Source organism: Burkholderia sp. WSM2230, from assembly GCF_000472445.1.
Taxonomy (GTDB): Bacteria; Pseudomonadota; Gammaproteobacteria; order Burkholderiales; family Burkholderiaceae; genus Paraburkholderia.
On sequence record NZ_AXAJ01000001.1, the window covers coordinates 287613 to 309966 of the forward strand.

Sequence of the window (22354 nt, forward strand, 5' to 3'; positions counted from 1 at the left end):
GTATGGCGAGGAAACGCTTCCCAAGGGCGTCCGCTCGCGCATGATCCACGGGGTCAACGGCCTCGATGTCCATATCCTCGAGGCTGGCTACGAAAGCCCCGGCCGGCCGCTCGCACTGCTTTTGCACGGCTTTCCCGATCTGGCTTACGGCTGGCGACACCTGATGCCGATTCTGGCCGACGCGGGCTACCATGTCGTGGCGCCCGACCAGCGGGGTTTTGGCCGCACCACCGGTTGGGTGAACGACTATGACGCTCCGCTGGCGCCCTTCAGCCTCCTGAACATGACGCGTGACGCCCTTGGATTGGTTTTGGCGTTGGGGTATCGGCGTACGGCAATGCTCGTCGGGCATGACCTGGGCTCGCCCGTGGCCGCCTATTGCTCGCTGGCCCGACCTGACGTCTTTCCCTCGGTGGTGCTGATGAGCGCACCGTTTCCCGGTGCGCCAGCGCTTCCGTTCAACATTGCGCAAAGCGAGGTATCGTCGGCTCAACCGAACAATGGCAATCAGAAGTTAGCGACGGCGCTGGCGGCGCTCGATCCGCCGAGAGAGTATTACCAGCAATACTTGAGCACGCGGAAGGCGAACCATGACATGTGGCACCCGCCTCAAGGCTTACACGCGTTCCTTCGCGCATTTTTCTACGTCAAGAGCGCCGACTGGCCGGGAAACAAGCCGCATCCGTTGAAGGCGCTAACCGCCGCAGAACTCGCACAAATGCCCACCTATTACGTCATGGAGCTCGGCAAGACGATGCCCGAGACCGTCGCTCCGTTCCAACCTTCCTCTGCCGAGGTTTTCGCCTGTAAATGGCTCACCGAGCAGGAACTTGGGGTGTACACGGAGGAGTATGGGCGAACGGGGTTTCAGGGCGCCCTGCAGGCCTATCGCGTCTTTTCCGATCCTGACCTGAACGCTGAGTTGCGCCTGTTTTCTGGCAAGACGATCGATGTCCCGTCGCTCTTTATCGGCGGCAAGAGCGATTGGGGCACCTATTCGGCGCCGGGCGCGCTCGATCTTATGAGGACGAAGGCGGCGACGCGAATGGGTGACATCGAGCTTATCGACGGCGCCGGTCACTGGATCCAACAGGAGCAGCCGGTTCGGCTCAGCGAACTCCTGCTCGCCTTCACCAGGGAGGCGGGTGGGGCCGACCACACCCGCGGTTAGTAGGGGAATGCCTGTCGTAGCTCCTGAATATGTTGCCCGGCTTCCAGATCACCGTTCCGTCAGGTCCGTCACGTTTCAGTGGTGCGCTCGGGTTGGGTGGTCCGGGTCTGGCGTTGATCTTCCAGGCGAGCTGTCCTCGATCGGAGAGTGACGCATCGTTCCCGATGTTCAACGACGTCTTGATGACGATGAGTTGAGCTAGATGACTCAACGACCGAGAGACGTTCTGAACCGGACACCTGTTTCGCTTCGGGCCCAAGGACCGCTCCGGGTCGCGTACGGCCGATTGCATCGGGCAGCGGCCGGGCCATGAAGCGCGGTTCGTCTGTCGCGTCGCTTAAACCTTCGATGATAACTCCGGCCCAGCAAACGGCTATTCGATTGCCAGACGGAACGGTGCTTTATCAGCCTTTCACGTAATCAGGGTAGACACAGGGCGCAGAAGTACTTCCAACCGCTTGCAGCGTTGGCAGATTCGCACAAGGCGGGTTGTTATCGGCGCTATTGCCGCTTGACGACCGCGTGTCTGGTTCTCGGTGTGCGCACTCTGGAGCCAAAGCTTCATGGCATCTCGACATGCCGCTACTCGCGCCCGCACCGCACAGCTATGATCTCGCACAGGGTAGCGCATTGAAATCGCCGTCCCACTGCGCCGGATCGCGACGATTATCTTTACCGCTTTGGCAGCGCCGTGTTGAAACCAAGCCGCTTCTTGCAGGTGTTGGAACTCAAGAGAGGAGAATGCCATGGCCAGGTGCAAACGCCAGCTCGAAGCTCTTTTCAGCGCAAGGCGGCGACAGTTTCTCGGCTATACCGGCGCCGGATTACTCGCGACAGTGCTGCCCGGTTGCGGCAACGACGACGTCCATTCGACGCCTTATCAGCAGACGATTGCGCTCGGTCAACAGATGATCCAGCAGGCAGTGAGTGATCCGTCGAGTCCGGTCGCGGCGATCTCGGTTGCGATGGTCAAGGGCAATACGGTGGTGTGGCAGGAGGCGTTCGGGCTGGCGTCGGTGCCGGGGCAGATCAAGGCAACGCCGCAGACGCGCTTTAACATCGGCTCGGTCAGTAAGCTGTTCCCGGCTCTGGCGGCGGCGATCCTCGTCGATCGCGGACTGATTGCGCTCGATACGCCGATCGTCAAATATCTACCGACATTCACGATGCTCTCGCCGGAATACGCGCAGATCACCACGCGTCATCTGCTGTCGCATGCGTCCGGTTTGCCCGGCACGAACGGGCGCAACCTGTTCACATTTGAGCCAGTCGCCGGCTACGCCGCCGACACGCAAGCCGAGCTCGCCAACTCGCACCTGAAGCATCTGCCCGGTGAATTGGCCGTCTATTGCAACGACGGCTTCACGATGGTCGAGCAGATCGTGCTTGCCGTGACGGGCCAAAGCTTCGTGGACTTTGTCCAGTCGCAGATTCTCGCGCCGCTCAAGATGACGCACTCCAGCTATCTGACGAGCGTGCCTTCCAGCGGATCGTTCTCGCTGCCGTACGTGAACGGCACGCAGCACCAGGAGTTCGTCAATGCGTACGCTACCGGCGGACTGAGTTCGACACCCGCTGACATGATGAATCTCGCGCAGATGATCTACGGCGGTGGCATGTTCGAAGGACAGCGCATCGTCTCGGCTGCGGGCATCGCGGAGATGGGCATAGACCAGACGAGAAGTCTGACGATCAACCCATCGCCCGAGTGGCGCTGGGGTCTCGGCTGGGACTCCGTGGTACAGCCGGCGCTGAACGCAGCGGGCGTGCCCGGCTGGGAGAAGGACGGCGGCACTGCGTTCTACTCGACCGAATTCTTCGTTGTGCCCAACTCGCAGCTAGCGCTGCTGATCACCGGCAATGCGGGATACAACGCTCGCGCGATTGCGGAAACGCTGGTGCTGTCCGCGTTGAAGGAAGACGGCACGATCTCGTCGCTGCCAGCGAAGATCAGTACCACGGCGCCGCCGGTTGCATCGGGACCGGGCATTGCAAACGGCGCGGGCGTCTACGGCAATTCCGATTCGCCGTATCAGGTGCTCGCCAACGCGGACGGTAGTTTACAGATCAACCAGTGGGACGCTCATACGCGAGGCTGGGCGCAGATTGGCGCATACCGGTATCGCAGCGACGGCTGGTGGTGGAGCGATACCGACACGGCAGCGTCATATCGCTTTGCAGTCGTATCGGGCAACGACAGCGAAGGAAATGCGTTCAACTATCGCTATCTGATGAAGCGTGTCGTGCCGGGCGCAGGCTACGCGTATCTGACGCTGCCGGTCGGTCAGCAACTCGCAGCGCTCGCGCCGCTCGACAGCGCGTGGCAGCAACGCCTCGGCACGCAATGGACATTGACGAACGATTCGCCGAGCGCCGTGCCGATTGCCGTTCTCGGCAATCCGCCGGCGTTTTTCGCGACACTCGCCGAACTTCCGGGCTACGTGCTGTACGGCAACGAAGATCTTCGCTATGAACTCTTCGTGCCGGTGAGCGATACGCTCGGCGGCATGTCGGTCAAGGTGCCGGGAAATTTTGGTCGCGACCTGTACGACATCCGTTTCGCGTCGGCGAGTGCGACGACACTGACCATCGGCAGTTCTATCTACGCGCGGACCTGACGGCGCTCAGTCCTCGATTAAGCCTTCCTCTAGCATTCGGGCGACGACGGCATCGTCGGTCGGGATACGGCGATGACGCCGCATTCCTCCACCTTGCCGTTCGGACGTTCAGATGTCGGTTGTGCCCGGCAATCGGCCATTCGACTCAGCGAAATGTCCGGAAACCGTTGCTCATCAGTCGAACCTGATCACGTCCTTGAAGATCAGTTGCCCCCAGCTTTTTCCGCGCGCGTGCACAAGCAATCCACCTTCCGGGAGCCCGCCAAGCTGGATCGGTGCGAAACCGAGCTTTTCCGCAAGCGCACCAATCTCCGCCGCGGCGTCGTCATCGTCGCTCGCCAGGAACACGACTCTCCTGCCACCGTGTGCGGCCGGGTCCCGGTCAAGGACGGCAGCGACCAGATGGTTGAAACCTTTCACCAGCCTGGCTCCGGTGAACGTCTTCGCGACGAAGGCTGAGGATGGGAGACCGTCCAGTTCCTCAAGCGGGGCCTGCGTGTTCATCGCATCGATGATGATCTTTCCCTTCCAGCCGGGCAGCGCCTTTGCGACCTCCGGGTGTGACTCGAAGCGGACAGCCAAAAAGATGATGTCCGCCTTGACAGCTTCCGCCAGGGTTTTGGGAATGATCGTGGGTCCGATCGCGGCCGCATCGGATGCAAAGCTCGCCGGGGCGCGAGTGGTTGCAACGGACACCTCAATGCCGCTGCGGGCAAAGGCCTTGGCCAGCGCCTGGCCGATTTTGCCGAAGCCGATGATTGCGTAGCTCATAAGATTCTCCTTGGCGCGCGGGCGTAGACCGCCATCAGGGTGTCCCAACTGTCGGGCGTCGCGTCCTTGAAGCCAACCCATCCGGAATTGCCGGCGTTGTTGACGAGAATGTCGAGGGCCCTGCTTCCGTTGCGCCGGATGAATTCGTCGTCGGGCTTGTCGAACAAAGCAGGAATGGTTGCGGGGTCAACGAGATCCGCATGGATCGCGAACGCGGTGCCTCCCGCTTTCCCGATGGCCGCGACCGCCTCGTCCGCGCTGGATTTTCTGGCGTTGTAGTTCGGCGCGACCGTCGCACCGTCCTTTGCAAGACGTTCGGCGATGGCGCTGCCAATGCCCCGCGATGCCCCGGTAACGAGAGCTGTTTTGCCCTTTAGTGATTGTGTCATTTGATTTTTCTCCTCAGAGTTGCGCCAGGCCGCCATCAACGGCGACTTCGCTGGCGGTCATGAAGCTGCTGTCTGACGACGCAAGAAAGGCGGCCACCGCTCCGATCTCCGCCGGATCGGCCATGCGCTGGAGCGGAGTCATCGCGGCGAAGGCCTTCTGGCCTTCCTCGCCCAGCGCTTCCTTGGCGAGTTCGGTCGCCGTCGCCCCGGGCGACAACACGTTGACGCGGATGCCAGTGCCCTTCAGGTCTTCCGCCCAGGTCCGGGCAAGGTTGCGTACTGCCGCCTTGCTCGCGCTATAGGCAGTGAATCCTGGGGCACCCGTGGTACCGGCGCTCGATCCGGTCAGGATGATCGAACCGCCCGGGCCCATCAGCGGCAGCGCTTTCTGGACCGTGAAGATCGTGCCCTTCACATTGGTGTCGAAGGTTTCGTCAATGTGCTCGGCGGTGATCTGGCCGAGCGGAAGCGGGCTTCCCGCCCCGGCGTTGGCGAAGACGATGTCGAGAGTTCCGCGCTCAGCTTTCACCGCCGCGTAAAGTCGGTCCAGGTCGGCTAGATCCGAGACCGAGCCGTTCACCGCGCGGACATTGGATCCGAGGGCGGCCACAGCGGCGTCGAGCGCTTCCTGCCGGCGGCCGAAGATAAAGACGAAAGCGCCTTCCTCGATAAAGCGCTTTGCCGCAGCGAGGCCAATGCCGGTAGCGCCACCGGTGATCACCGCGGTCTTCCCATTCAGTCTGTTCATGTCATGCATCCTTCGAAACAAAAGCGACAAACAGATTCTGAATCCCTTGATTGATGAAGCCAATTGACTGAATATCTATAAGTGCCATCTACTTTCTAGATATATATGCTCGACAACGTCACCATCAATCAACTTCGGGCGTTCGTCGCCGTGTGTGACCAGGGAAGCTTTTCAGGAGCGGCACGGGAGTTGAGGCGTGCACAGTCGGCGATCAGTCACGCAATCAACGCGCTGGAGAGTGCCTTCGATGTGGTGCTGTTCGAGCGCAATACTCGCAAAGCGACGCTTACGGCGGCGGGCCGCAGCCTCCTGCCTGATGCGCGTGGCGTAATCTCACGCACTGAGGAAATGAAGATGCGTGCGGTTGCGATTGCTGAGGCTGGCGTCCCACAGGTCTCGATTGCCGTGGATACCTATTTTCCGCGTGCGCATTTGATTGAATGCCTGCGCACTGTGCAGGCGGACTTTCCAACGGTTGCAATCAATCTGCGCATGACGACTATGCAGGGCGGCGAGCGTTTGGTTCTCGAAGGCGCGTGCGCATTGGCGGTGACGATCACGGACGTCCCAGAGCTGAGCCCAGGCACCATAGAAAGGCAGCATTTGTGTGAAGCGCAGATGGTGACCGTCTGTGCGCCATCGCATCCGCTGGCTGCAATCGCGGGGCCGATTCCGCGGGAGGAATTTGGCCGGCACATCCAGCTCGTCGTAACCGACAATCAGCCCGATGCAGAAAAGACACAACAGGGCGTCGCAAGTGAACGCCAGTGGCGCGTGAATGACCTCGGGGCGAAGCACGATCTGCTCAGGGGAAGCTTGTGCTGGGGGCACATGCCGCATCATATGGTTGCGGAAGACCTTGCGAATGGAACACTTGTCGAACTTCAACGGCGCGCATGGCACATGCGCCCCCTCACGTTCATGGTCTCGCATCGGCGCGGGTACTCGTTTTCCAGGTGCGAGACACGGCTGGTCGAGCTCCTCGGCAATCATATGCCTTCTTAAAAGGTGGGAAGACCAAGACCATCGTAACGCGCGATCGTTGATATCCGTCCGCTGCAGTCGCAGCATCCAGCCGCTCGATCAGAACAACCTTGACCCTCGAGTTCACCTGAAGGTTATCGTGCAGTCTGCACCGCGATTTTCCACGCGAAAAATATAGAGAGATGACCCATCATGACCAGACGGATACTCCTCGTCGTCAGTAATGTCGCGCATTACGCTGATCAGTCGGAACCGACCGGGCTGTGGCTGTCGGAGCTTAGTCATGCGTGGCATATCTTTGCGCAGAAGGGATATGTGCAGCAACTGGTGAGTCCGAAGGGCGGTCTGTCACCGCTTGAACCGAGGTCGCTCAAATGGCCGCTCGCCGACGCGTCCGTCGAGGAATGGCTCGAGGACAGTGGCCGTCAGCAGTTACTTGCAAACACCGCCGCGCCCGACGAAATCAATCCGGCCGATTTCGATGCCATCTATTACACCGGCGGCCACGCAGTGATGTGGGACTTTCCCGACGACGCAGCCTTGCAGCGGATTACGCGAGAAGTTTACGAGCGTGACGGAATCGTCTCGTCGGTCTGCCACGGCTACTGCGGATTGCTCAACACCAGGCTATCGGATGGCAATCTGCTGGTTGCGGGGCGTCGTTTGACGGGCTACTCATGGGTTGAGGAAGTGTTGGCTGGCGTCGCCAAAAAGGTACCGTACAACGCCGAGGAAGAAATGATCCGCCGCGGCGCGCTCTACGAGAAGGCGCTCATCCCGTTCGTTTCCAAAGTCGTGACCGATGGACGCCTCGTGACCGGCCAGAATCCGCAGTCAGCGAAGGCGACTGCCAGGCAGGTCGCGGCAATGCTCGGAGACTGAGGGAAGCGAGGTCTAGCGAAGCCCAGGGGCCTAAGGACCTTCTGGCGCAATGTGTCGCGCATCGGGCCGTGCTGCCAGTTCGCCATATCGGACCTGGCGATCCCGGTTCGCTCGGAAAGCTCGCCAATTTTCATTTCAGTAGATAGACGCTTTCGTCGTATCGTGTCCCAGTCTGCCAGCAGCAGCGCTCGATCGCGGCCTGGGCGAGCCGTGACTTCGGCGGCCCCGATGGTCAGTGTTGACTGTGACGTGCGGGAACGGTGGGATATCGATCGCCCATCGGCACGCGGGTAAGACTCGAGTAAGAATGGACGCCTAAAGTCGATCGATAACTGAAGCGGCAGACGCCGTTTTCCGGAGAACCCCTAACGAACAGACAGAGGAGGAGGCGTGACTAGCCAGCCGGCGATGAGCGACGTGTGCGCGATCACTCCCGACGGCAGCCGGGTGCGTTGGCAGCCGCCTGCGAAGTGGAGACGGCGCTTGATCGCGTCGTCGCTGTGCGCCGTTTCGGTGGAGCACTGTGTCGCCGGTGCATCGGAAGTCCCCGATCTGGAGGCAACCGGCACCATCCTGGCGATGTACCTGCGAGTGCCGACGGATCTGGAGCTTCGAATGGACGGCAGCGGCTGGGCGTCCAGGCGGCTTCGAACGCCGTTGATCTACGTTCCGGCTGGATTTTCATTTTCCAGCCGATGGGCCAATGAGGCCGAGTGGGTCACGGTCCACTTCGAATCATCCTGGCTGGCCCGATCCGGTGCGCTCACGGTGACGGGCGAGCAATGCGTCTCGATCGCCCCCCGGTTCGACGTGAGCGACGAACTGCTCACGCAGATTGTCAGAAGCCTCCATGAAGATGCGCTCGCCGGCATGCCGCTCGGGCCGATGTACGCGGAATCCCTGGGAGCCGCGGCCTTGCGTCGGATGGTGTACCTGGAATCGCGTCGGCGGCCGCGGGAATACGCGCACACGGTCATGATGCAAAAGGCTGCAGAGTACATTCAGGACAACTTCCAGGAGGAGTTGACGCTCCTGACAGTGGCCAATGCGGTGGACTATCCGGGTGACCTGTATTCGTTCATCCGAAGCTTCAAGAAGGCCCACGGGCTGACGCCGCACCAGTACATCATCGAGAGCCGCTTGCAGGCAGCGCGCAACCTGATCACCAGCGGGCAATGCGACATTACGGAAGCCGCGCTCAACTGCGGTTTTTCGACGGCGAGTCATTTCTCGGCGACGTTCCGCAAGCGTTGGGGCGTGTCGCCCTCCGAGTTCAGGCTCGAATCCACGGTCCTCATGCGAGAGGAAGCGAGAGAATCCACAGGCCGCTGATCGTCAGCGCAATCGTCAGAACGAGCAGTGGCAGTTGGTTGACGATGGCGCTTTCGGCGAGCTCCTGGCTCCTGATGGCAATCGCATGGGTGATATACCCGCTGAGGATCGCTCGACTGACCGGTCTTGCGCGTCAGCCGGAACCTTGCGCTGGCTCGGGTAGTGCCGAGCCTGAGCATCCATGGCATCGGGCGGGAAACGCGACAGACACGCGTACTGCAAAGGCGAGGTCATGTACTCGATCTACCCCGCATCGATGCGCTGATCGGCGAGCGCAATGGCCTCGGCTTCGCGTGCGGCGAATCCGGCTTGCTTTGCGAGCCAGAGCGTGAGTCCGAAGTGCACGTCGGACTCGTAACCGGAACATGTCACTGGGCTGGCGAGTGCGGCTAGCAATACCAGCGTGGTAATGCTCAAGCGTTGCTGCATGAAGGGTTCCGTGTCGACCTTGTGGGGTTGCCCTCGAGCGAGGCTCGAGGGAGTGGTTCCTGCATGTTAATTGCCCGTCTCGGTCGCCTTCGTGCTTTGCGGGAATGGCCAGGTGCCGTTCTCGAATGCGAGGACCAGCAGGCCGTTGTCCTGACACGCGGTGGTCAGCAGGTGCCGGTCAAAGTCGAAGTCGAGGCGCGAACTGCACCAGTCCGGGCCGCCTGCGCGGTACTGACCGAACATGAGATGCGCGGAACCCGCGCCGGGAGATTTCGCGGAAGCCGGGTTGTAGTACGCGATTTCCCTAGGCCTGGAGGGGTTGCGGATATCGAACACGCGCACGCCCGAATTGAAGTAGCTGCAAGCCAGTGCGGTGGCGTTCTCGCGGTTGTCCACGCTGCAGTAGTGAGAACCATACGTAAAGGTAGCCAGGCCGAGGATGTCGGGGATGACCTTGCTGCAGTTCCCGACCGCGTGCGTCTCCAGCCGCAGCTCTGATACGAGCGTGGGCGAAGCTTCGTTCGACATGTCATAGATATGAGCCAGAGGGAACGGCGTCATGCCCGCATTGCAGGCGGCCTTGACGCTGGTCGCTCCGGGGTCTTGCAGACCGCCGGATCCACCTTCATCCACTTCCACGAGATAGGGCTTGCCCGCTACCGAAAATGAGATCGCGTGTTGAGCGAAGCTGCCATCTCGAACCGGCACCGTCGAAATCCGACGCATCTGCGCATTGGGGCGCCGGCTTTGCACCTCACTCGTATCGACAACGAAGAATCCGTTGTCTCCGGTTGCGTTGGGATTGTTCAGCGGCGGCTCTCCCATCCCGCTCGCGGCGCCGCCGTTTCCGCCCCCGACGAAGTAAGCGCGGGTGCCGTCGCGGCTAACAGAGAGACCGTGGGAATAGGTGCCGAATCCGAGGTCGGCCATGCTGATCGCGGAAATCATCTTCGGTCGCGTCGGCACTGTGAGATCGACGGCGTAGTACGCTTTGGCAGCGCTACCGCCGATGTAGTACGTAAAGCCATCCGGCGAAAAACCACCTTCGTGGCCCAGTGCCTTGCTGGCGGGGACGATGCCGCCGTCTGCCCCCGTGCCGACCGGAACGCTGGCAAGCAGTTGTGGCGACGTGCAGTCCGAAGCAATGTCGTACAGATCGATCTCGGGGCCGCCGCCGCCATTCACACCGTTGTCTGCGGCCAGGATGCCCCGCGCGATGTTCACGCGCAGCGATTCCCATGGGTCCATCATCGACGTGGAGGTTAATGAGCTCGTCCGCACAGGCTGTGCAGGGTTGGTAATGTTGATCACCGGCACCCCCGGGTTCACGCGCGGCGGCGCCTCCGGATTGTTGAACATCGGGCTGCCCATCGTCGAGTGATAGAAGCAGGTCTGGCCTTTCTTATCGGTGTAGGTGGCAGAAGACCACGACGCGCCTTCCCCCTGAACCTGGCTGACGAGTTTCAGATTGCAACTGAAGCCGCCAAAACCGGACTGACGAAGCGCAGCGGGCACCTGACCTTGCAGCGCGGTCTCCGGCGTATCGCCCATGCTGCAGCTTTGAACCTTGGGAACAACGTAGTCCGAAACCGATACGCTCGGTGCGGCTGCGACCGTTTCATCTGACCCGCCGCCGCAACCGGCGAGTGCGAGCGAACTCAGCGATATGGCGATCGCCGCTCGATTCAATAGCCTCATCTTTGTCTCCGTTTATATTCAACAAGAACATGTAGAACTCTTTCATCGAACAACGGCCATTCCACCGCCCGCGAACGGTGCCGACAAAAGCCAGAGTCCGAACGTGGTGTAGAGCAGCATTACGACAAGTGTTGGGAATTGGCTGAAGGCCGCAGTCTTTCCAGTGCCGAAGAGTTGCAGGGCGATGCGGTGCGCGAAAAGAATGCCGACCACATGGCCGGCCAGGATCGCGGCAACCTGGATGTGCCAGACCACGTCCGCTGAGAGCATCCACGCCGAAGGGTGGTGATAAGCGGTTCCGAAGAGGTTCCAGCCGCTTCCGAGAGGGTCCGACAGAAGCCTCACGATATCCGGCCCTTGCGAGACGACCAACGTGAAGTAGTGCGCGACGTTGTATCCGACCGCAACGGGAATGAGCGCCGGAGAGAAGGCGTGCGACAGCACGGCCGATGAAATGTTCGTGCGCAGCATGGCCTTGCCGCATAGGCAAGCCAGCCAGAGCACCAATGCAAACGGCAATGGAGACAGTAGCAGCGCGATGTACTGCAACACGTGGTAGCCCGACTGCAGGAGCGGAAAGGACCTGGTGATGTCCGGGCCCACCCAGGGCGTGAGCAGCCGGTAGATGTGCACCCAGTAGATATCGACAAACACACGCGTGTCACGGAAGCCATCAAAGGCCGTTGACGACAGCAGAAACAGGATGCACAACATGAGCCCGGTCGGAGGGGCGCGCAGTACGCCGCCATGTGCGCGCGGCACCATGATCGGGTTGATGATTTTCAGCTCGCGCTTTGACGGGCGCAGCACGGAAAGCGACCCGACGATGTTGAAGAGGACCGCAAAAGCCTCAAAGCTTGCAAACCAGACGCGCGAGCCGAGGGCGAAGGCTCCAAGCAGATTGATCAGGGTGTAGGCAAGCAGCGCGATGCCGAGTTCGCGAGGGCTGCCTGTTCCAAACAGCTCGATACAGATCAGCCCATACAGGAAAGCGAACGCGACGTAGTAACCGCGTGAATCGGCGTGTCGCGTCGTCCGGTGGGAGACCTGCGGGATGCGCAGGATTTGCGCAGTGGTCCGCCACGGATTGATGACGGCATAGAGATCCCCGAAGCCTGCGCACAGGTACTGGAAGCCAGGCACGAACAGTATCCAGAACAGCGTCATGCTCACATTCGCGCTGGCGACCTGTGAGCCGACCACGCCACTCGCGGCGCAGACGAGCAGTGCTGCCACCCACGCGGCGCGAAGCCAATCAGGACCAGAGCGAGCAATTCGCTGATTGCCGGGCGCGCGATTGCCCGGCTGCCACTCGAACAGCACGCCGAGCCAACGTCCGTCCTGGCCGATGACGATGGCAACCGCAAATGACGCCACCAAGGCCGCGACGCAGGCGTACAAGTACAGCCAGAGCGGCAACGGCAGCGTATAAGTTGCGCCGAAGGCATGGGCATAGACCGCCGACGGCATAGCGCCGGCGAGGGCGACGAAGCTGTTCTTTTCGTAAGTACCCAGAAGGCGCCGCTGTGGATAGTGATGGGACATTGCCGCGACCGGATCAATGTACCGCCAACCCGTTTGGACCGGCAGACGCGGTGATATGCGCGACGTAAAACCCCCCGTTCACCCCTGCAAACCAGACGTTTCCGAAGCTCGTGTCGTAGTGCACATCGCTCATCAGATACTCGCTCTTCGTGGCGCACATCAGGCCGCAAAAGACGTTGTTGGGATGCGCCGGTGGGTTGTAGTAGGCAAACTCCCTAATGTGCAACGGATCGCGAATGTCGAGCAGACGCAAGCCGGAGCCGTACCACGTGACAAACAGGGTGGTGGCATCCGATACGTTGTCGACGCCGGTGTAGTGGCCCCAGTACGTGATGTTGTCATTGCTAACAGCGGCGGCGTTTTTCGGGTCGCTGGCCTCGGTCGTATAGGTGGCGGCGACCGTCATGTGCGCGGGGTCGCTCACGGGAATGACGTGGTACTGCACACCTTGGCATTCAGCGCCAGCGAAGATGTACGGCGTGGCCTTGATGTTCGCAAATTGAACCGTGTGGCCTTGCGAGTCGCCGCAGTCCGTCCAGTCCACTTTTCCGAGCAGCTTGAATGACGCGTTGGTCAAGCGGTTCTGGATTGCCGACACGTCGAACGCGCGGACTCCTGTGTGTTTGACCGGCTCGTTCGCGAAGCTGGCGACGGTGCCCCAGTAGAGCGTCTTGCCGTCCGCGCTGATGTCGCCATCGTGCCAGGCCTCGGCACCCGTGTTGTCCGGATCGTCGTTCCAGTTCCAGGTGGCGATGACCTTCGGGGCCGAGGGCACCGAGAGATCAACGGCCGCAAGCGTGGCTTGCGATGCTGATGCGGACGAAGCCTTGATCGTCGAAATGTACGCAGTTTTGCCGTCCGGAGAGATCTTCAGGCCGTGCATGCCGCCCGGAAATAAATCGCGCGTACTCAGCGTCGCAACGCGAACGGGGTTGCGGCAGTCTTGCGAGAGGTCGTAGACGTCCAGCGCGTCCGCGGCGACGGCTTCCACGCTCGGGTTGCTGGTGCCGAACAGGCTGGTGTACAGCGGCGCCGTGCGCGAGGTGGCAAACGCCACCATGACGCCGGTGGCCGCGCCGACTTCCAGTCCTTCCCAGCTATTGCGCCCCGTCGGGCTCGAGACGATCTTGACGAGGGACGGCTTCGCCGGATCGCTGACATCCAGCACTGCCAGACCTTCGAGCGGGTGGTCGCCCGCCGAGCCGTTGTCGACGTAGGCGCAGTCCCTGTACCAGGCCAGTTGCATGTTGGCGCCCCGGTCCATCAGCGTGGACTGGCCGACGAGCGTCATGCCTTTGCGATAGCCGACCATTGATCGGCCGCTGTTTTGATCGGCGAGGGGCACTTGGCCCTGGAGCCCGGTTTCCGGCAAATCGTTTGCAGCCAGGGTTGCGCGAGCAAAGTTGTCTCCGCCGCTGCAGGCCGCAAGGCTCGCAGCAATGGTGGAGGCCGCCAATAGGGCCGCGGCCAGCGCTCGATAACGTCGCATGGAATGTCTCCCAGGAGTCGTCGCTCCATTTATTTGTCGAAGGAAAAGCGCTTGTCTGTCTCTAATCTTCGCGGTGATTCGGTCCTTCGCTAGCGCGGATAGATCTCGAGCGTGGCGACTTCGAGTTGATCGCCGGATCCGCTGTGGAAATGCAGCGAGAAGCGACCCGTGATGCCAACCGGAACGATGTCGAGCGACTGTTGGGTGCCGGATGCGCATGCGGCGAAGGCACCTGGAATTTCATGCACCATCAGGACACCGGGCTCGTTCGATTGCACGCTGATATGGGCCGGTACACCTTCGCGAATCGCAATGACCGGTCGTTCCCACGGCGCCTGGCTTCGGTCTACGTAGACCGAGAATTGTTGCTGGTCCGGGACCGGTGAAGAGGCCCACGACAGATGTCGCACCACGCCGTAAGCGAGGGCCAGCGCAGTCGCGGTGGAGATCAACGCCAGGTATCGGTGCCGTTGCCTGGGCTTCTTTTGCTCGGGATGCGGGGCTAGTTCCATGCGTGCTTGCGCCACTCCTGTGGCTCTCTGATTCGACCCGCAACGGGGCGCGGGTATCGGCACGATGGATCTTAGTGAGCGCTGTCGCGCGGAGATATCTGCTTATTGCGCACTGTCGGGAAATTGCATACTGACTAACCCCGACTTGCGGCGCAGCCATGCACGCAACAGCGCTAACTGGTCTTGCGCCAGGGGGAAACCGTGGTTTCCTTCATGCCGTCACAGAGGGGATTTCCGCTGGTCTTTTCGAGCGGATGCCAGTGAAACAGGACTTCACAAACGAGGCTCTGCCTGGCGGCTCTTCACATGATCGATGAAGGCGCGCAGCTTCGGCATAATCTGCCGGCGGCCCGGATAGTAGAGGCACACGCCCGGTATCACCGGCGCGAACGGCTTGAGCACTTCTATCAGTTTTCCAGTTCTCAATCCCTCAGCGACCATCGGCTCAGGTAGCTGGGCGAGACCTATACCTTCGACTGCCGCGCCCAGCATGGTCAGAAAATCGTGGGCGATGAAAGGGCCGCTTACGGCGATCTCGATCGCAGCGCCCTCCTGGTTGAACGACCATAGCGCGAGCGCGCCGCTGGATTTGCGCCATCGCAAGCACGCGTGTTCGCGTAGATCGTCCGTTTGCTCGGGGCGCCTGCGCCCTGCAAAGTAGGCCGGGCTGCCGACAACGATCAGACGAAACGGCGGCGTCAACGGCACCGCGACCATGTCGACGTCGACGAACTGGCCTAGTCGGATACCGGCGTCGAACCCTTCAGTTGCAAGATCGACCAGTTCGTTGCTTGCGGCGATCTCCACTTCGACGTCGGGATAAGCCTGGCAGAACGATGCGATCAGGGGTTCCAGCAGGATTGGCACCACCGCGCGCGGCACCGAGAGACGCAACAACCCGGTGGGACGCTGGCCGAGGCCACGCGCGACCTCGCTGGCGGCGACCAGCTCCTCGAAGGCGGGCTTGGCGCGCGAAAGAAACTGTTCGCCGGCTTCGCTCAAGCCGACGCTACGCGTGGTGCGTATGAACAGCGCTGCGCCAACCCGCTCTTCCAGTACGCGCACTGCCTGGCTGATGGCCGACGGCGTCACGCCGAGTTCCGCGGCTGCCCGGCGAAAACTGCGATGCCGGGCAACGCTCAGGAACGCCTCCACGCCATCAAGTGCGCCTTGCCTGACTGTGAAGTTCTGCTTCATGGCCCGTCAACATTGTGATGAATAGTCGCTCGCGAAAGTCGATGGTACACCTATGCCTGTAGGCCAGGAGTCGCGCAGATGTCGACTCGCAAGTCCTGGACAGTCTGCTAGCACCGTGGAGGAACCCTGCAATGAACGATGCACTTGATGGCGTGCGCGATCACTATCGCGCGACCGGCCTGACCGAGCGGCTGAAGGTGGCGCTCGCTGTCCTCGGGCCCGAGGATCAGCCGCTCATACCCCAGCAACTAGGCGCCCTCGACCAGTTTCACACCCGTGGCCTGGCTGCCACCGGGGAGCTTGCCCGATTGGCTCAGATCACCGCGGAAATGTCGGTGCTGGACATCGGTTCGGGCGTTGGCGGGCCGGCCCGATTTCTGGCTTCGACCTATGGCTGCCGTGTGACGGGCATAGACCTCAGCGAGCCGTTCGTGGAAGCCGCACGCTATCTCACGCAGCGCACAGGGCAGAGCGAACGCGTGTCGTTCCGTACCGGAAGCGCGCTGGAGCTTGCTTTCGACGACGGCCATTTCGACGCCGTATTACTGCAGCACGTGGCGATGAACATCGCCGACCGCTCACGGCTGTACCGCGAGATCCGACGCGTGCTCAAGCCGGGCGGCAGATTCGCGACGTACGACGTCGTCGTGAGCGGCGCGAAAACCGGCGGTGCAAATGGCGGTGCAAGCGGCGGCGCAAACGGCGCCGAACCGCATTACCCCGTTCCCTGGGCGCGAACGCCGACAACAAGCTTTCTCCTGACGGCCGATGCAACGCGCGAGGCGATCGAACAGGCCGGTTTCGGCACGTTGGTATGGCAAGACGACACCGAGACCGCCAAGGCCTGGTTTGCCGAGTTGCGTGCGTCGGGGCCGCCGCCGTCGCCGAACCTCGGCGTGGTGATGGGGCCGGACTTCGTCCAGCTAACCACCAACCTTGGGCGAAATCTGCTGGAAGGCAGACTCGGCATTATTACAGCGGTGTTCGAGGCCGCATCCGCGAAGACTGCGAATCACGAGGAGAACCGCTGATGAGCGCCGTCCCCATCCCCATTGATAATGTCCCGCCAGGTGCCGCGTGGCGCAGCCTGCTTTGGATCACCCCGTTGGTGGCGCTGTGGATCGTGTTGATCTACTGGCAGCCGATCATCCAGACAAGCGGCGTTCCCACCACAGCGCATCAGTTGGCGGCCCATGGGCTGATCGCAGTTGGTTTGTGGCTCGGGCTCGAACGCGCGGACCTGACGCCGGGGCAACGCCGTATGACATGGCTGGCGGTCATGATCCCGGACACACTTTGGTTTGCTGTCGCCTGGAGCGCGGCGATCAATGGCGCCTTCCTGGCGGGCACTTCACTGTTGCCGCTGTTGCCGTTGACCATCTTCGTGCCGGTGATGACCGGCGCGCCGCTGCTGCTGTTGTCGAAGCGGGTGGGGCGGGTGCTGGATGCGATGCCGGTCAACTGGCTTATCGCTCTTCAGATTTACCGGGTGTTCGGCAGTTGGGCGCTCTCTGCCTGGCTGCACGGGTTACTGCCAGGCGCGTTCGCGTTGCCGGCGGGAATCGGCGATGTGTTGACAGGCGTGTTCGCCGTGCCGGTGGCAATCGCCGTGGCGAGCGGTGCGGCCTGGGGACGCAAGGCGGCGATTGCCTGGAACATCTTCGGCCTCGCCGACTTCGCCGTCGCTATTACCTTGGGGATGATCACCTCGCCTGGCCCGCTCCAGTTGATCGTTCCGAGCATGCCGAGCATCGGCGCCGGCACTTATCCAGAGGTGCTGACGCCGGCGTTCGTGGTGCCGGGCTCCATCCTGCTGCACGTGCTGTCGCTGCGTCAACTGATGCGGCGACGTGCCGGCTGACTACTATCACGGCCTTCAATGGGCCAGACAGCATCTGACAGGAGGCAACATGTCACCGGAGCTTCTCTTCCAATTGCAGCTCGTGCTGGGGTATGCCGCGTGGCTGCTTGTCTTTCGCGTGTATGTCTGGTCCAGGCTCAGGTCGATGGACCCATTTGAAGCGCAACGCGCCATCGCCGCTTTGCATAGCTTCCGTTTCTTCGGGCTGGTCTTTATTCTGCCGGGCGTCGTTAGTCCCGACCTGCCCGCGGGCTTTGCTGTGTTCGCCGCATACGGGGACCTAGCAACGGGCGTGCTGGCGATGCTGGCACTCCTCAGCGCACGGGTTCGCCCACTCTTCTGGTTGTTCGTCGTAGCCTTCAATCTTGTGGGGGTGATCGACCTCATCGTCGACTATTACCACGCTATCCAGTTCGATCTTCCTGCGCGCGCGGCAGCACTGGGCGCCATGTACGCGATTCCGATCCTCTACGTGCCCGTGCTGATGATCACGCATGTTGCCGCTTTCTTTTTCCTGCTGCGGCCTCAGTCAAAAGCGGCTCGAAGCTACTTGTCTTTGCGTAAGTCATGAGGGTGGGTGCGCCGCGGTCACTCGTTCACGCGACTATCGTTGACGCGGTCACGCTGACCGGCTATGCCACCAAACCGCCTAAAATAACACTACGACGCATTGAGCTTCCCCGGAGGCCAATCATGAAATCCCGCCGACGCTTCATGTTCGCAGCCTGTCTTTTCGCGACCCTCGAATTGCTCGCATACGGCTCGCCTGTAACGGACGCGAATCGCCCGATCGGGCCATCCGATCGTCCATCGAGCACCATCACCGTCGTGACAGCCACCTACGGCCGCAACTGCGGCCAGGAGGACGGCAACGCGACGCTCGATCTCGGGCGTCGATGCGATGGCCGCACCGCCTGCACGTACATGCTGACCGGCGACATTGCCAGTGCCGGCATCCGCTCGTGCCGTAGCGACCTCGTGGCGCAGTGGCGCTGCGGCGACGGCCAAACGCACGCCGCGGCGCTCAGCGCCGCAGCCGCGCCCGGCGATCAGCTGCTGCTCAGCTGCCGTGAATTTCCCGGCGCGGGTAAATGAGAAAAACGCTTCTGCCCACGCTATAAGCAGGTTGGATTCCACCTCGATTTCCACTATGGTCAATGAGTTCGCGCGCTCACGCCGGCGCAGGTGGCCACGCGTCGCGCGAGGAAAGCTCTGAACGTCGATCTGCCGCCGCATGCTGTCTGACACTCGCCGTCCCGGAGCGCGATCTCATCCACGAGTAGCGAGGTGAAATCCATGTCCAGAATGAAGGCCGTACAGGTTAATGCAGCAGGAGGGCCGTTGACGGTGGTCGAGCGGGAAATTCCGCAGCCGGGCGACGGCCACGTTCGCATCAAGGTGCAGGCGTGCGGAATCTGTCACAGCGATTCGCTGACCAAGGAGGGACTGTGGCCCGGTCTGCAATTTCCGCGAGTTCCGGGACACGAGATTGCCGGCGTGATCGATGCGCTCGGCGCGGGCATCGAGGGGTGGGCAGTCGGGCAGCGCGTGGGCGTCGGCTGGCATGGCGGCCATTGCGGGCGGTGCGCGCGTTGCCGTCAGGGCGACTTCGTCCTCTGCGAAAAGGCGCAAGTGCCGGGCATCAGCTACGACGGCGGCTATGCGGAGTTCGTCGTCGCGCCGGTCGAGGCGTTGGCCAGCATTCCCGACGATCTGTCGGACACCGATGCAGCGCCGCTACTGTGCGCGGGCATCACCACGTATAACGCGTTGCGCAACAGCGGCGCGCGCGCAGGCGATGTCGTAGCCATACTCGGTATTGGCGGGCTCGGGCACCTCGGCGTGCAGTTCGCGCGGCAAATGGGCTTCCGCACGGTTGCGATTGCCCGCGGGCAGGACAAAGCCTCGCTGGCGAAGGAGCTGGGCGCTCATCACTACATCGACAGCCGGGCACAGAATGTTGCCGAGGAACTGCAGAAGCTCGGCGGCGCGCGCGTCATTCTCGCGACAGTGACGAGCGGCAAGGCCATGAGCGCGGCGGTCGGCGGGCTCGGGTTGAACGGCAAGATGATCATGGTCGGCATTTCGGAAGAGCCTGTCGAGGTTCCGATTGCGCAGTTCATCATGGGACGCAATTCGATCCAGGGCTGGCCGTCGGGTACGTCCGCCGATTCGCAGGACACGCTAGCGTTCAGCGCGCTCTCCGGCGTCAAGCCGATGATCGAAGAGTTTCCACTGGATCGCGCGGCCGAAGCGTATGAACGGATGATGAGCGGCGACGCCCGGTTTCGCGTCGTGCTGAAAATGGGCTGACGAAGCTTCCCCAGAGCGCCGCCGCATCCACGCCTCATCCACGCCGCATCCGCGCTGAAATACGGAACAGATTCACGCGCCGGCGTGGTGATCTGACATTGGCATCGCGACCGAGGTGCTGCCAGACCCGAGCGTCAGAGCCTGGGAACAAAATCCTGGCGGCGCACGCCCCACGGCAATCGCGGGTTTGACGAGCGAGGCAACCACCCGGCATGCCACGAGCCGCCCGGCCAGCCGCGAAAAATTAAAGATCGCGCCGACGCTGCCGTAATCCCGGCTACCTGGTAGCTGATCCCTACCATGTGTGTTTGAATCAGTACTTGGCCAACACCGGTCCATCGGTGTTGGCTTTTTTATTGCGCCCGCGAAAGCCCCGGCAGGGCTGCCGCTTGCCCCGCTCGACGCCTTGGACGATCATGCTAGGATGGTCAGTCAGCGCCAGGCTGCTAGGGGAAATATCATGGCTACGTTTGGTATCGACGCTGTGCGCATCAACCCTTCGAACGACCGGATCACGCATGTGCGCTGGGCGGCTGTCGACCCGGCCACGCGCAACTGGTTGTCGCCGACTTCGATTGTCGAAGTCGCGCAGGTGGTGGCCGCGATCCGTCGCGGCGACGCGGTGTGGTCGCTTTTCACGCTCGGCGGCACGCGCTTTCTGGGGCCGAAAATCGTGGCGGTTTCCCACACCAACGGGCACGACGGAATCGACACCGACGTCCCCGACGGCCACATCGAAAAATGCATTGACGACCTGCCGCGCATCTAGCGCGCTGACTCTGCTTTCGTCGTACCTTGCCGCCGCCTAGCGCAGTTCGAGCCACATCGGCTGATGGTCCGACGACCGGCTGTGCGGGTCCACCTCGCAGCTCACCACGCGCGGCTCCAGGTCTTCGGTGACGAGGATAAAGTCGCACGCAAACGGCCCGTCGGGCCATTGCTCATGGTCGTACAAGCCGACGGTCGCGGCGCGCGCGCTGTTGCCGTGCGCGCGGCTCCAGGCGTCGGCGAACGCGGGTGCGCCCGCAATCGGTTCGAGCATCTTGCGATAGGCGGAGCTTTCGAACGCGCTGTTGAAGTCGCCGCAGACGATTGCGCTCATTGGACGCCCGGTGTCGGCAAACGGGCTGTCCTGCTTTTCCGCTGGCGCCGGGCGGCGCGCGTGGTCGCATGCCTCCTGGTGCAGTTCGCGCAGCCGCTCGACCTGCGCGAGCCGCTGCCTTTCCGAATAAAACTCCAGGTGCGTGCTGATGATGCGTAACGGCCCGACGTCCGTGTCGATCACGGCTTCGAGCGCGACGCGAAGCATCGACGGCTTGGCCGGATCGGCGGGCCAGGGCAGCGAGTGGCGCAGCACCTGCCTGACCGGCAGGCGCGTGACGATCGCGTTGCCGAACTGGCGCCGCCGGGTACCCGCGCCGATGGGCGGAAGGTCCGACCCGACCGCATCGATCACGGTCATGTCGGGCAGCAGGGCGGCGAGTTCGGCGAACTGGTCGGCGCCCGGACTGCCCGCGAGGCCTCCCGCCGCGCCAGGCTCATGAAAGCCGCGAGTGACTTCCTGCATGCACATGATGTCGAAATCGCACAGCGCACGCGCTTCGTGCACGATGCGGGCAAGATCGACGCGGCCATCCACGCCGCGTCCCCACTGAATGTTCCAGTCGACGAGCCGCATGAGATCCTCCTGCAAGTGCTGTCCTGCTAGTCTATCGCCGGGACGCGGCTCACGCCAAAAGCAGCCGGCGCCGGCCGCGAACGACTGCGGCGACCCGCAGCGCACAAGCGCCGGCACCCTCGGCACTGACAAATTCTCCCGTGCGGCGTGTCGATTTCGCACCCGTCGCATCGTCGTAGCAGTGTGTCCCACTTCTCAACCGAAAGGCGGCTTACCATGACTACTGGAACCATCAAACTCCACCGCGTTTTGCGCGCCCCTGCCGAGCGTGTCTACCGGGCGTTCCTCGAACCGGACGCGCTCGCGAAATGGCTGCCTCCGTATGGCTTCACTTGCCAGGTCCACCATTTCGAGGCCCGCGTGGGCGGCACTTACAAGATGTCGTTTCGCAACTTCGGCAGCGGCAACAGCCACTCGTTCGGAGGCGAATACGTCGAACTCGTGCCGTTCGAGAAAATCCGCTACACGGACCGCTTCGACGACCCGAACCTGCCCGGCGAAATGTCCGCGACCATCACGTTCCGCGAGGTGTCGTGCGGGACCGAGGTGTCGATTCTCCAGGAAGGCGTGCCCGAGGTGATTCCCGTGGAGATGTGCTACCTCGGCTGGCAGGAATCGCTGATGCAGCTGGCCAAGCTCGTCGAACCCGAGATTCCGGACTGAGCCGCTTCGAGGGCAGCGTCGGCGGTCCCGCGGCGCCTGCGGCTCCCCGTTTTGTCCGGCTCGATCTGGGCGTA

21 protein-coding genes and 1 pseudogene are annotated in these 22354 nt (G+C 62.2%); 12 read left to right on the plus strand and 10 right to left on the minus strand.

What is annotated here, in order from left to right:
• Positions 1 to 40 precede the first annotated feature (40 nt).
• The gene (locus A3AC_RS0101265; protein WP_025596660.1) at positions 41 to 1171 is read left to right on the plus strand and encodes an alpha/beta fold hydrolase; all 1131 of its coding nucleotides are present in this window, start codon (positions 41 to 43) and stop codon (positions 1169 to 1171) included.
• 746 nt (positions 1172 to 1917) lie between these two features.
• Positions 1918 to 3789, plus strand: a complete 1872-nt coding sequence (locus tag A3AC_RS0101270) for a serine hydrolase domain-containing protein (protein ID WP_025596661.1) — start codon at positions 1918 to 1920, stop codon at positions 3787 to 3789.
• A 174-nt stretch (positions 3790 to 3963) separates the two neighbouring features.
• On the opposite strand, the gene A3AC_RS0101275 is transcribed toward A3AC_RS0101270, so the two are convergent.
• From A3AC_RS0101275 to A3AC_RS0101285, 3 genes are read right to left on the minus strand one after another with little or no spacing between them, the layout of a single operon-like run.
• The gene (locus A3AC_RS0101275) at positions 3964 to 4560 is read right to left on the minus strand and encodes an NADPH-dependent F420 reductase (RefSeq protein ID WP_025596662.1); all 597 of its coding nucleotides are present in this window, start codon (positions 4558 to 4560) and stop codon (positions 3964 to 3966) included.
• The gene (locus A3AC_RS0101280) at positions 4557 to 4949 is read right to left on the minus strand and encodes an SDR family NAD(P)-dependent oxidoreductase (RefSeq protein ID WP_025596663.1); all 393 of its coding nucleotides are present in this window, start codon (positions 4947 to 4949) and stop codon (positions 4557 to 4559) included. Before A3AC_RS0101280 ends, A3AC_RS0101275 begins: the two co-directional genes overlap by 4 nt.
• Before the next feature lie 13 nt (positions 4950 to 4962).
• The gene (locus tag A3AC_RS0101285) at positions 4963 to 5697 is read right to left on the minus strand and encodes an SDR family NAD(P)-dependent oxidoreductase (RefSeq protein ID WP_025596664.1); all 735 of its coding nucleotides are present in this window, start codon (positions 5695 to 5697) and stop codon (positions 4963 to 4965) included.
• Between the two features lie 105 nt (positions 5698 to 5802).
• On the opposite strand from A3AC_RS0101285, the gene A3AC_RS28940 reads away from it, so the two are divergent.
• From A3AC_RS28940 to A3AC_RS0101300, 3 genes are all read left to right on the plus strand, one after another.
• Entirely contained in the window at positions 5803 to 6702 is a 900-nt protein-coding gene (locus A3AC_RS28940) for a LysR family transcriptional regulator (RefSeq protein ID WP_035474432.1), read from the plus strand.
• A gap of 171 nt (positions 6703 to 6873) precedes the next feature.
• On the plus strand, positions 6874 to 7563 hold the full coding sequence (locus A3AC_RS0101295; protein WP_025596665.1) for a type 1 glutamine amidotransferase domain-containing protein: 690 nt from the start codon (positions 6874 to 6876) through the stop codon (positions 7561 to 7563).
• A gap of 390 nt (positions 7564 to 7953) precedes the next feature.
• A complete protein-coding gene (locus tag A3AC_RS0101300; RefSeq protein ID WP_025596666.1) occupies positions 7954 to 8895 on the plus strand; it encodes a helix-turn-helix domain-containing protein in 942 nt (313 codons plus the stop codon).
• A 243-nt stretch (positions 8896 to 9138) separates the two neighbouring features.
• Here A3AC_RS0101300 and A3AC_RS30840 read toward each other — a convergent pair whose 3' ends face one another.
• The 6 genes from A3AC_RS30840 to A3AC_RS0101330 form a co-directional block, all read right to left on the minus strand.
• A complete protein-coding gene (locus A3AC_RS30840; protein WP_035474435.1) occupies positions 9139 to 9324 on the minus strand; it encodes a hypothetical protein in 186 nt (61 codons plus the stop codon).
• A 66-nt stretch (positions 9325 to 9390) separates the two neighbouring features.
• The gene (locus A3AC_RS0101310) at positions 9391 to 11022 is read right to left on the minus strand and encodes an LVIVD repeat-containing protein (RefSeq protein WP_025596667.1); all 1632 of its coding nucleotides are present in this window, start codon (positions 11020 to 11022) and stop codon (positions 9391 to 9393) included.
• Between the two features lie 42 nt (positions 11023 to 11064).
• On the minus strand, positions 11065 to 12567 hold the full coding sequence (locus A3AC_RS0101315) for a hypothetical protein (RefSeq protein WP_025596668.1): 1503 nt from the start codon (positions 12565 to 12567) through the stop codon (positions 11065 to 11067).
• A 13-nt stretch (positions 12568 to 12580) separates the two neighbouring features.
• On the minus strand, positions 12581 to 13879 hold the full coding sequence (locus tag A3AC_RS0101320) for an LVIVD repeat-containing protein (RefSeq protein WP_025596669.1): 1299 nt from the start codon (positions 13877 to 13879) through the stop codon (positions 12581 to 12583).
• 266 nt (positions 13880 to 14145) lie between these two features.
• Positions 14146 to 14568 carry a hypothetical protein gene (locus A3AC_RS0101325; protein WP_025596670.1) on the minus strand — a complete coding sequence of 141 codons (423 nt, stop codon included), beginning with the start codon at positions 14566 to 14568 and terminating at the stop codon, positions 14146 to 14148.
• A gap of 273 nt (positions 14569 to 14841) precedes the next feature.
• Entirely contained in the window at positions 14842 to 15765 is a 924-nt protein-coding gene (locus A3AC_RS0101330; protein WP_025596671.1) for a LysR family transcriptional regulator, read from the minus strand.
• 131 nt (positions 15766 to 15896) lie between these two features.
• On the opposite strand from A3AC_RS0101330, the gene A3AC_RS0101335 reads away from it, so the two are divergent.
• From A3AC_RS0101335 to A3AC_RS0101360, 6 genes are all read left to right on the plus strand, one after another.
• Positions 15897 to 16796 carry a class I SAM-dependent methyltransferase gene (locus tag A3AC_RS0101335; protein ID WP_025596672.1) on the plus strand — a complete coding sequence of 300 codons (900 nt, stop codon included), beginning with the start codon at positions 15897 to 15899 and terminating at the stop codon, positions 16794 to 16796.
• Positions 16796 to 17626, plus strand: coding sequence for a hypothetical protein (locus tag A3AC_RS0101340; RefSeq protein ID WP_025596673.1), 831 nt, complete (start codon positions 16796 to 16798; stop codon positions 17624 to 17626). Before A3AC_RS0101335 ends, A3AC_RS0101340 begins: the two co-directional genes overlap by 1 nt.
• 49 nt (positions 17627 to 17675) lie before the next feature.
• Complete coding sequence (locus A3AC_RS0101345; protein WP_025596674.1) at positions 17676 to 18197, plus strand: hypothetical protein; 522 nt, start codon at positions 17676 to 17678, stop codon at positions 18195 to 18197.
• Between the two features lie 122 nt (positions 18198 to 18319).
• The gene (locus tag A3AC_RS0101350; protein ID WP_035474440.1) at positions 18320 to 18721 is read left to right on the plus strand and encodes a hypothetical protein; all 402 of its coding nucleotides are present in this window, start codon (positions 18320 to 18322) and stop codon (positions 18719 to 18721) included.
• A 201-nt stretch (positions 18722 to 18922) separates the two neighbouring features.
• Positions 18923 to 19939, plus strand: a complete 1017-nt coding sequence (locus A3AC_RS0101355; protein WP_025596676.1) for an alcohol dehydrogenase — start codon at positions 18923 to 18925, stop codon at positions 19937 to 19939.
• Between the two features lie 460 nt (positions 19940 to 20399).
• Positions 20400 to 20708, plus strand: coding sequence for a hypothetical protein (locus tag A3AC_RS0101360; protein ID WP_025596677.1), 309 nt, complete (start codon positions 20400 to 20402; stop codon positions 20706 to 20708).
• On the opposite strand, the pseudogene A3AC_RS0101365 reads toward A3AC_RS0101360, so the two are convergent.
• Positions 20705 to 21617: pseudogene (locus A3AC_RS0101365) on the minus strand (endonuclease/exonuclease/phosphatase family protein). The gene A3AC_RS0101360 and the pseudogene A3AC_RS0101365 sit on opposite strands and share 4 nt — an antisense overlap.
• Before the next feature lie 216 nt (positions 21618 to 21833).
• Between A3AC_RS0101365 and A3AC_RS0101370 the strand changes: the two are divergent.
• Positions 21834 to 22280 (plus strand): SRPBCC family protein, encoded by a 447-nt coding sequence (locus A3AC_RS0101370; RefSeq protein WP_025596679.1) that lies wholly within the window; start codon positions 21834 to 21836, stop codon positions 22278 to 22280.
• Positions 22281 to 22354 lie beyond the last annotated feature (74 nt).

What these genes read in the sequence shown, in the direction of transcription:
- A3AC_RS0101265 (WP_025596660.1), top strand. Translation starts at nt 41, where the DNA reads ATGATCCACGGGGTCAACGGCCTCGATGTCCATATCCTCGAGGCTGGC.
- A3AC_RS0101270 (WP_025596661.1), top strand. Translation starts at nt 1,918, where the DNA reads ATGGCCAGGTGCAAACGCCAGCTCGAAGCTCTTTTCAGCGCAAGGCGG.
- A3AC_RS0101275 (WP_025596662.1), bottom strand. Translation starts at nt 4,560, where the DNA reads ATGAGCTACGCAATCATCGGCTTCGGCAAAATCGGCCAGGCGCTGGCC.
- A3AC_RS0101280 (WP_025596663.1), bottom strand. Translation starts at nt 4,949, where the DNA reads ATGACACAATCACTAAAGGGCAAAACAGCTCTCGTTACCGGGGCATCG.
- A3AC_RS0101285 (WP_025596664.1), bottom strand. Translation starts at nt 5,697, where the DNA reads ATGAACAGACTGAATGGGAAGACCGCGGTGATCACCGGTGGCGCTACC.
- A3AC_RS28940 (WP_035474432.1), top strand. Translation starts at nt 5,803, where the DNA reads ATGCTCGACAACGTCACCATCAATCAACTTCGGGCGTTCGTCGCCGTG.
- A3AC_RS0101295 (WP_025596665.1), top strand. Translation starts at nt 6,874, where the DNA reads ATGACCAGACGGATACTCCTCGTCGTCAGTAATGTCGCGCATTACGCT.
- A3AC_RS30840 (WP_035474435.1), bottom strand. Translation starts at nt 9,324, where the DNA reads ATGCAGCAACGCTTGAGCATTACCACGCTGGTATTGCTAGCCGCACTC.
- A3AC_RS0101310 (WP_025596667.1), bottom strand. Translation starts at nt 11,022, where the DNA reads ATGAGGCTATTGAATCGAGCGGCGATCGCCATATCGCTGAGTTCGCTC.
- A3AC_RS0101315 (WP_025596668.1), bottom strand. Translation starts at nt 12,567, where the DNA reads ATGTCCCATCACTATCCACAGCGGCGCCTTCTGGGTACTTACGAAAAG.
- A3AC_RS0101320 (WP_025596669.1), bottom strand. Translation starts at nt 13,879, where the DNA reads ATGGTCGGCTATCGCAAAGGCATGACGCTCGTCGGCCAGTCCACGCTG.
- A3AC_RS0101325 (WP_025596670.1), bottom strand. Translation starts at nt 14,568, where the DNA reads ATGGAACTAGCCCCGCATCCCGAGCAAAAGAAGCCCAGGCAACGGCAC.
- A3AC_RS0101330 (WP_025596671.1), bottom strand. Translation starts at nt 15,765, where the DNA reads ATGAAGCAGAACTTCACAGTCAGGCAAGGCGCACTTGATGGCGTGGAG.
- A3AC_RS0101335 (WP_025596672.1), top strand. Translation starts at nt 15,897, where the DNA reads ATGAACGATGCACTTGATGGCGTGCGCGATCACTATCGCGCGACCGGC.
- A3AC_RS0101340 (WP_025596673.1), top strand. Translation starts at nt 16,796, where the DNA reads ATGAGCGCCGTCCCCATCCCCATTGATAATGTCCCGCCAGGTGCCGCG.
- A3AC_RS0101345 (WP_025596674.1), top strand. Translation starts at nt 17,676, where the DNA reads ATGTCACCGGAGCTTCTCTTCCAATTGCAGCTCGTGCTGGGGTATGCC.
- A3AC_RS0101350 (WP_035474440.1), top strand. Translation starts at nt 18,320, where the DNA reads ATGAAATCCCGCCGACGCTTCATGTTCGCAGCCTGTCTTTTCGCGACC.
- A3AC_RS0101355 (WP_025596676.1), top strand. Translation starts at nt 18,923, where the DNA reads ATGTCCAGAATGAAGGCCGTACAGGTTAATGCAGCAGGAGGGCCGTTG.
- A3AC_RS0101360 (WP_025596677.1), top strand. Translation starts at nt 20,400, where the DNA reads ATGGCTACGTTTGGTATCGACGCTGTGCGCATCAACCCTTCGAACGAC.
- A3AC_RS0101370 (WP_025596679.1), top strand. Translation starts at nt 21,834, where the DNA reads ATGACTACTGGAACCATCAAACTCCACCGCGTTTTGCGCGCCCCTGCC.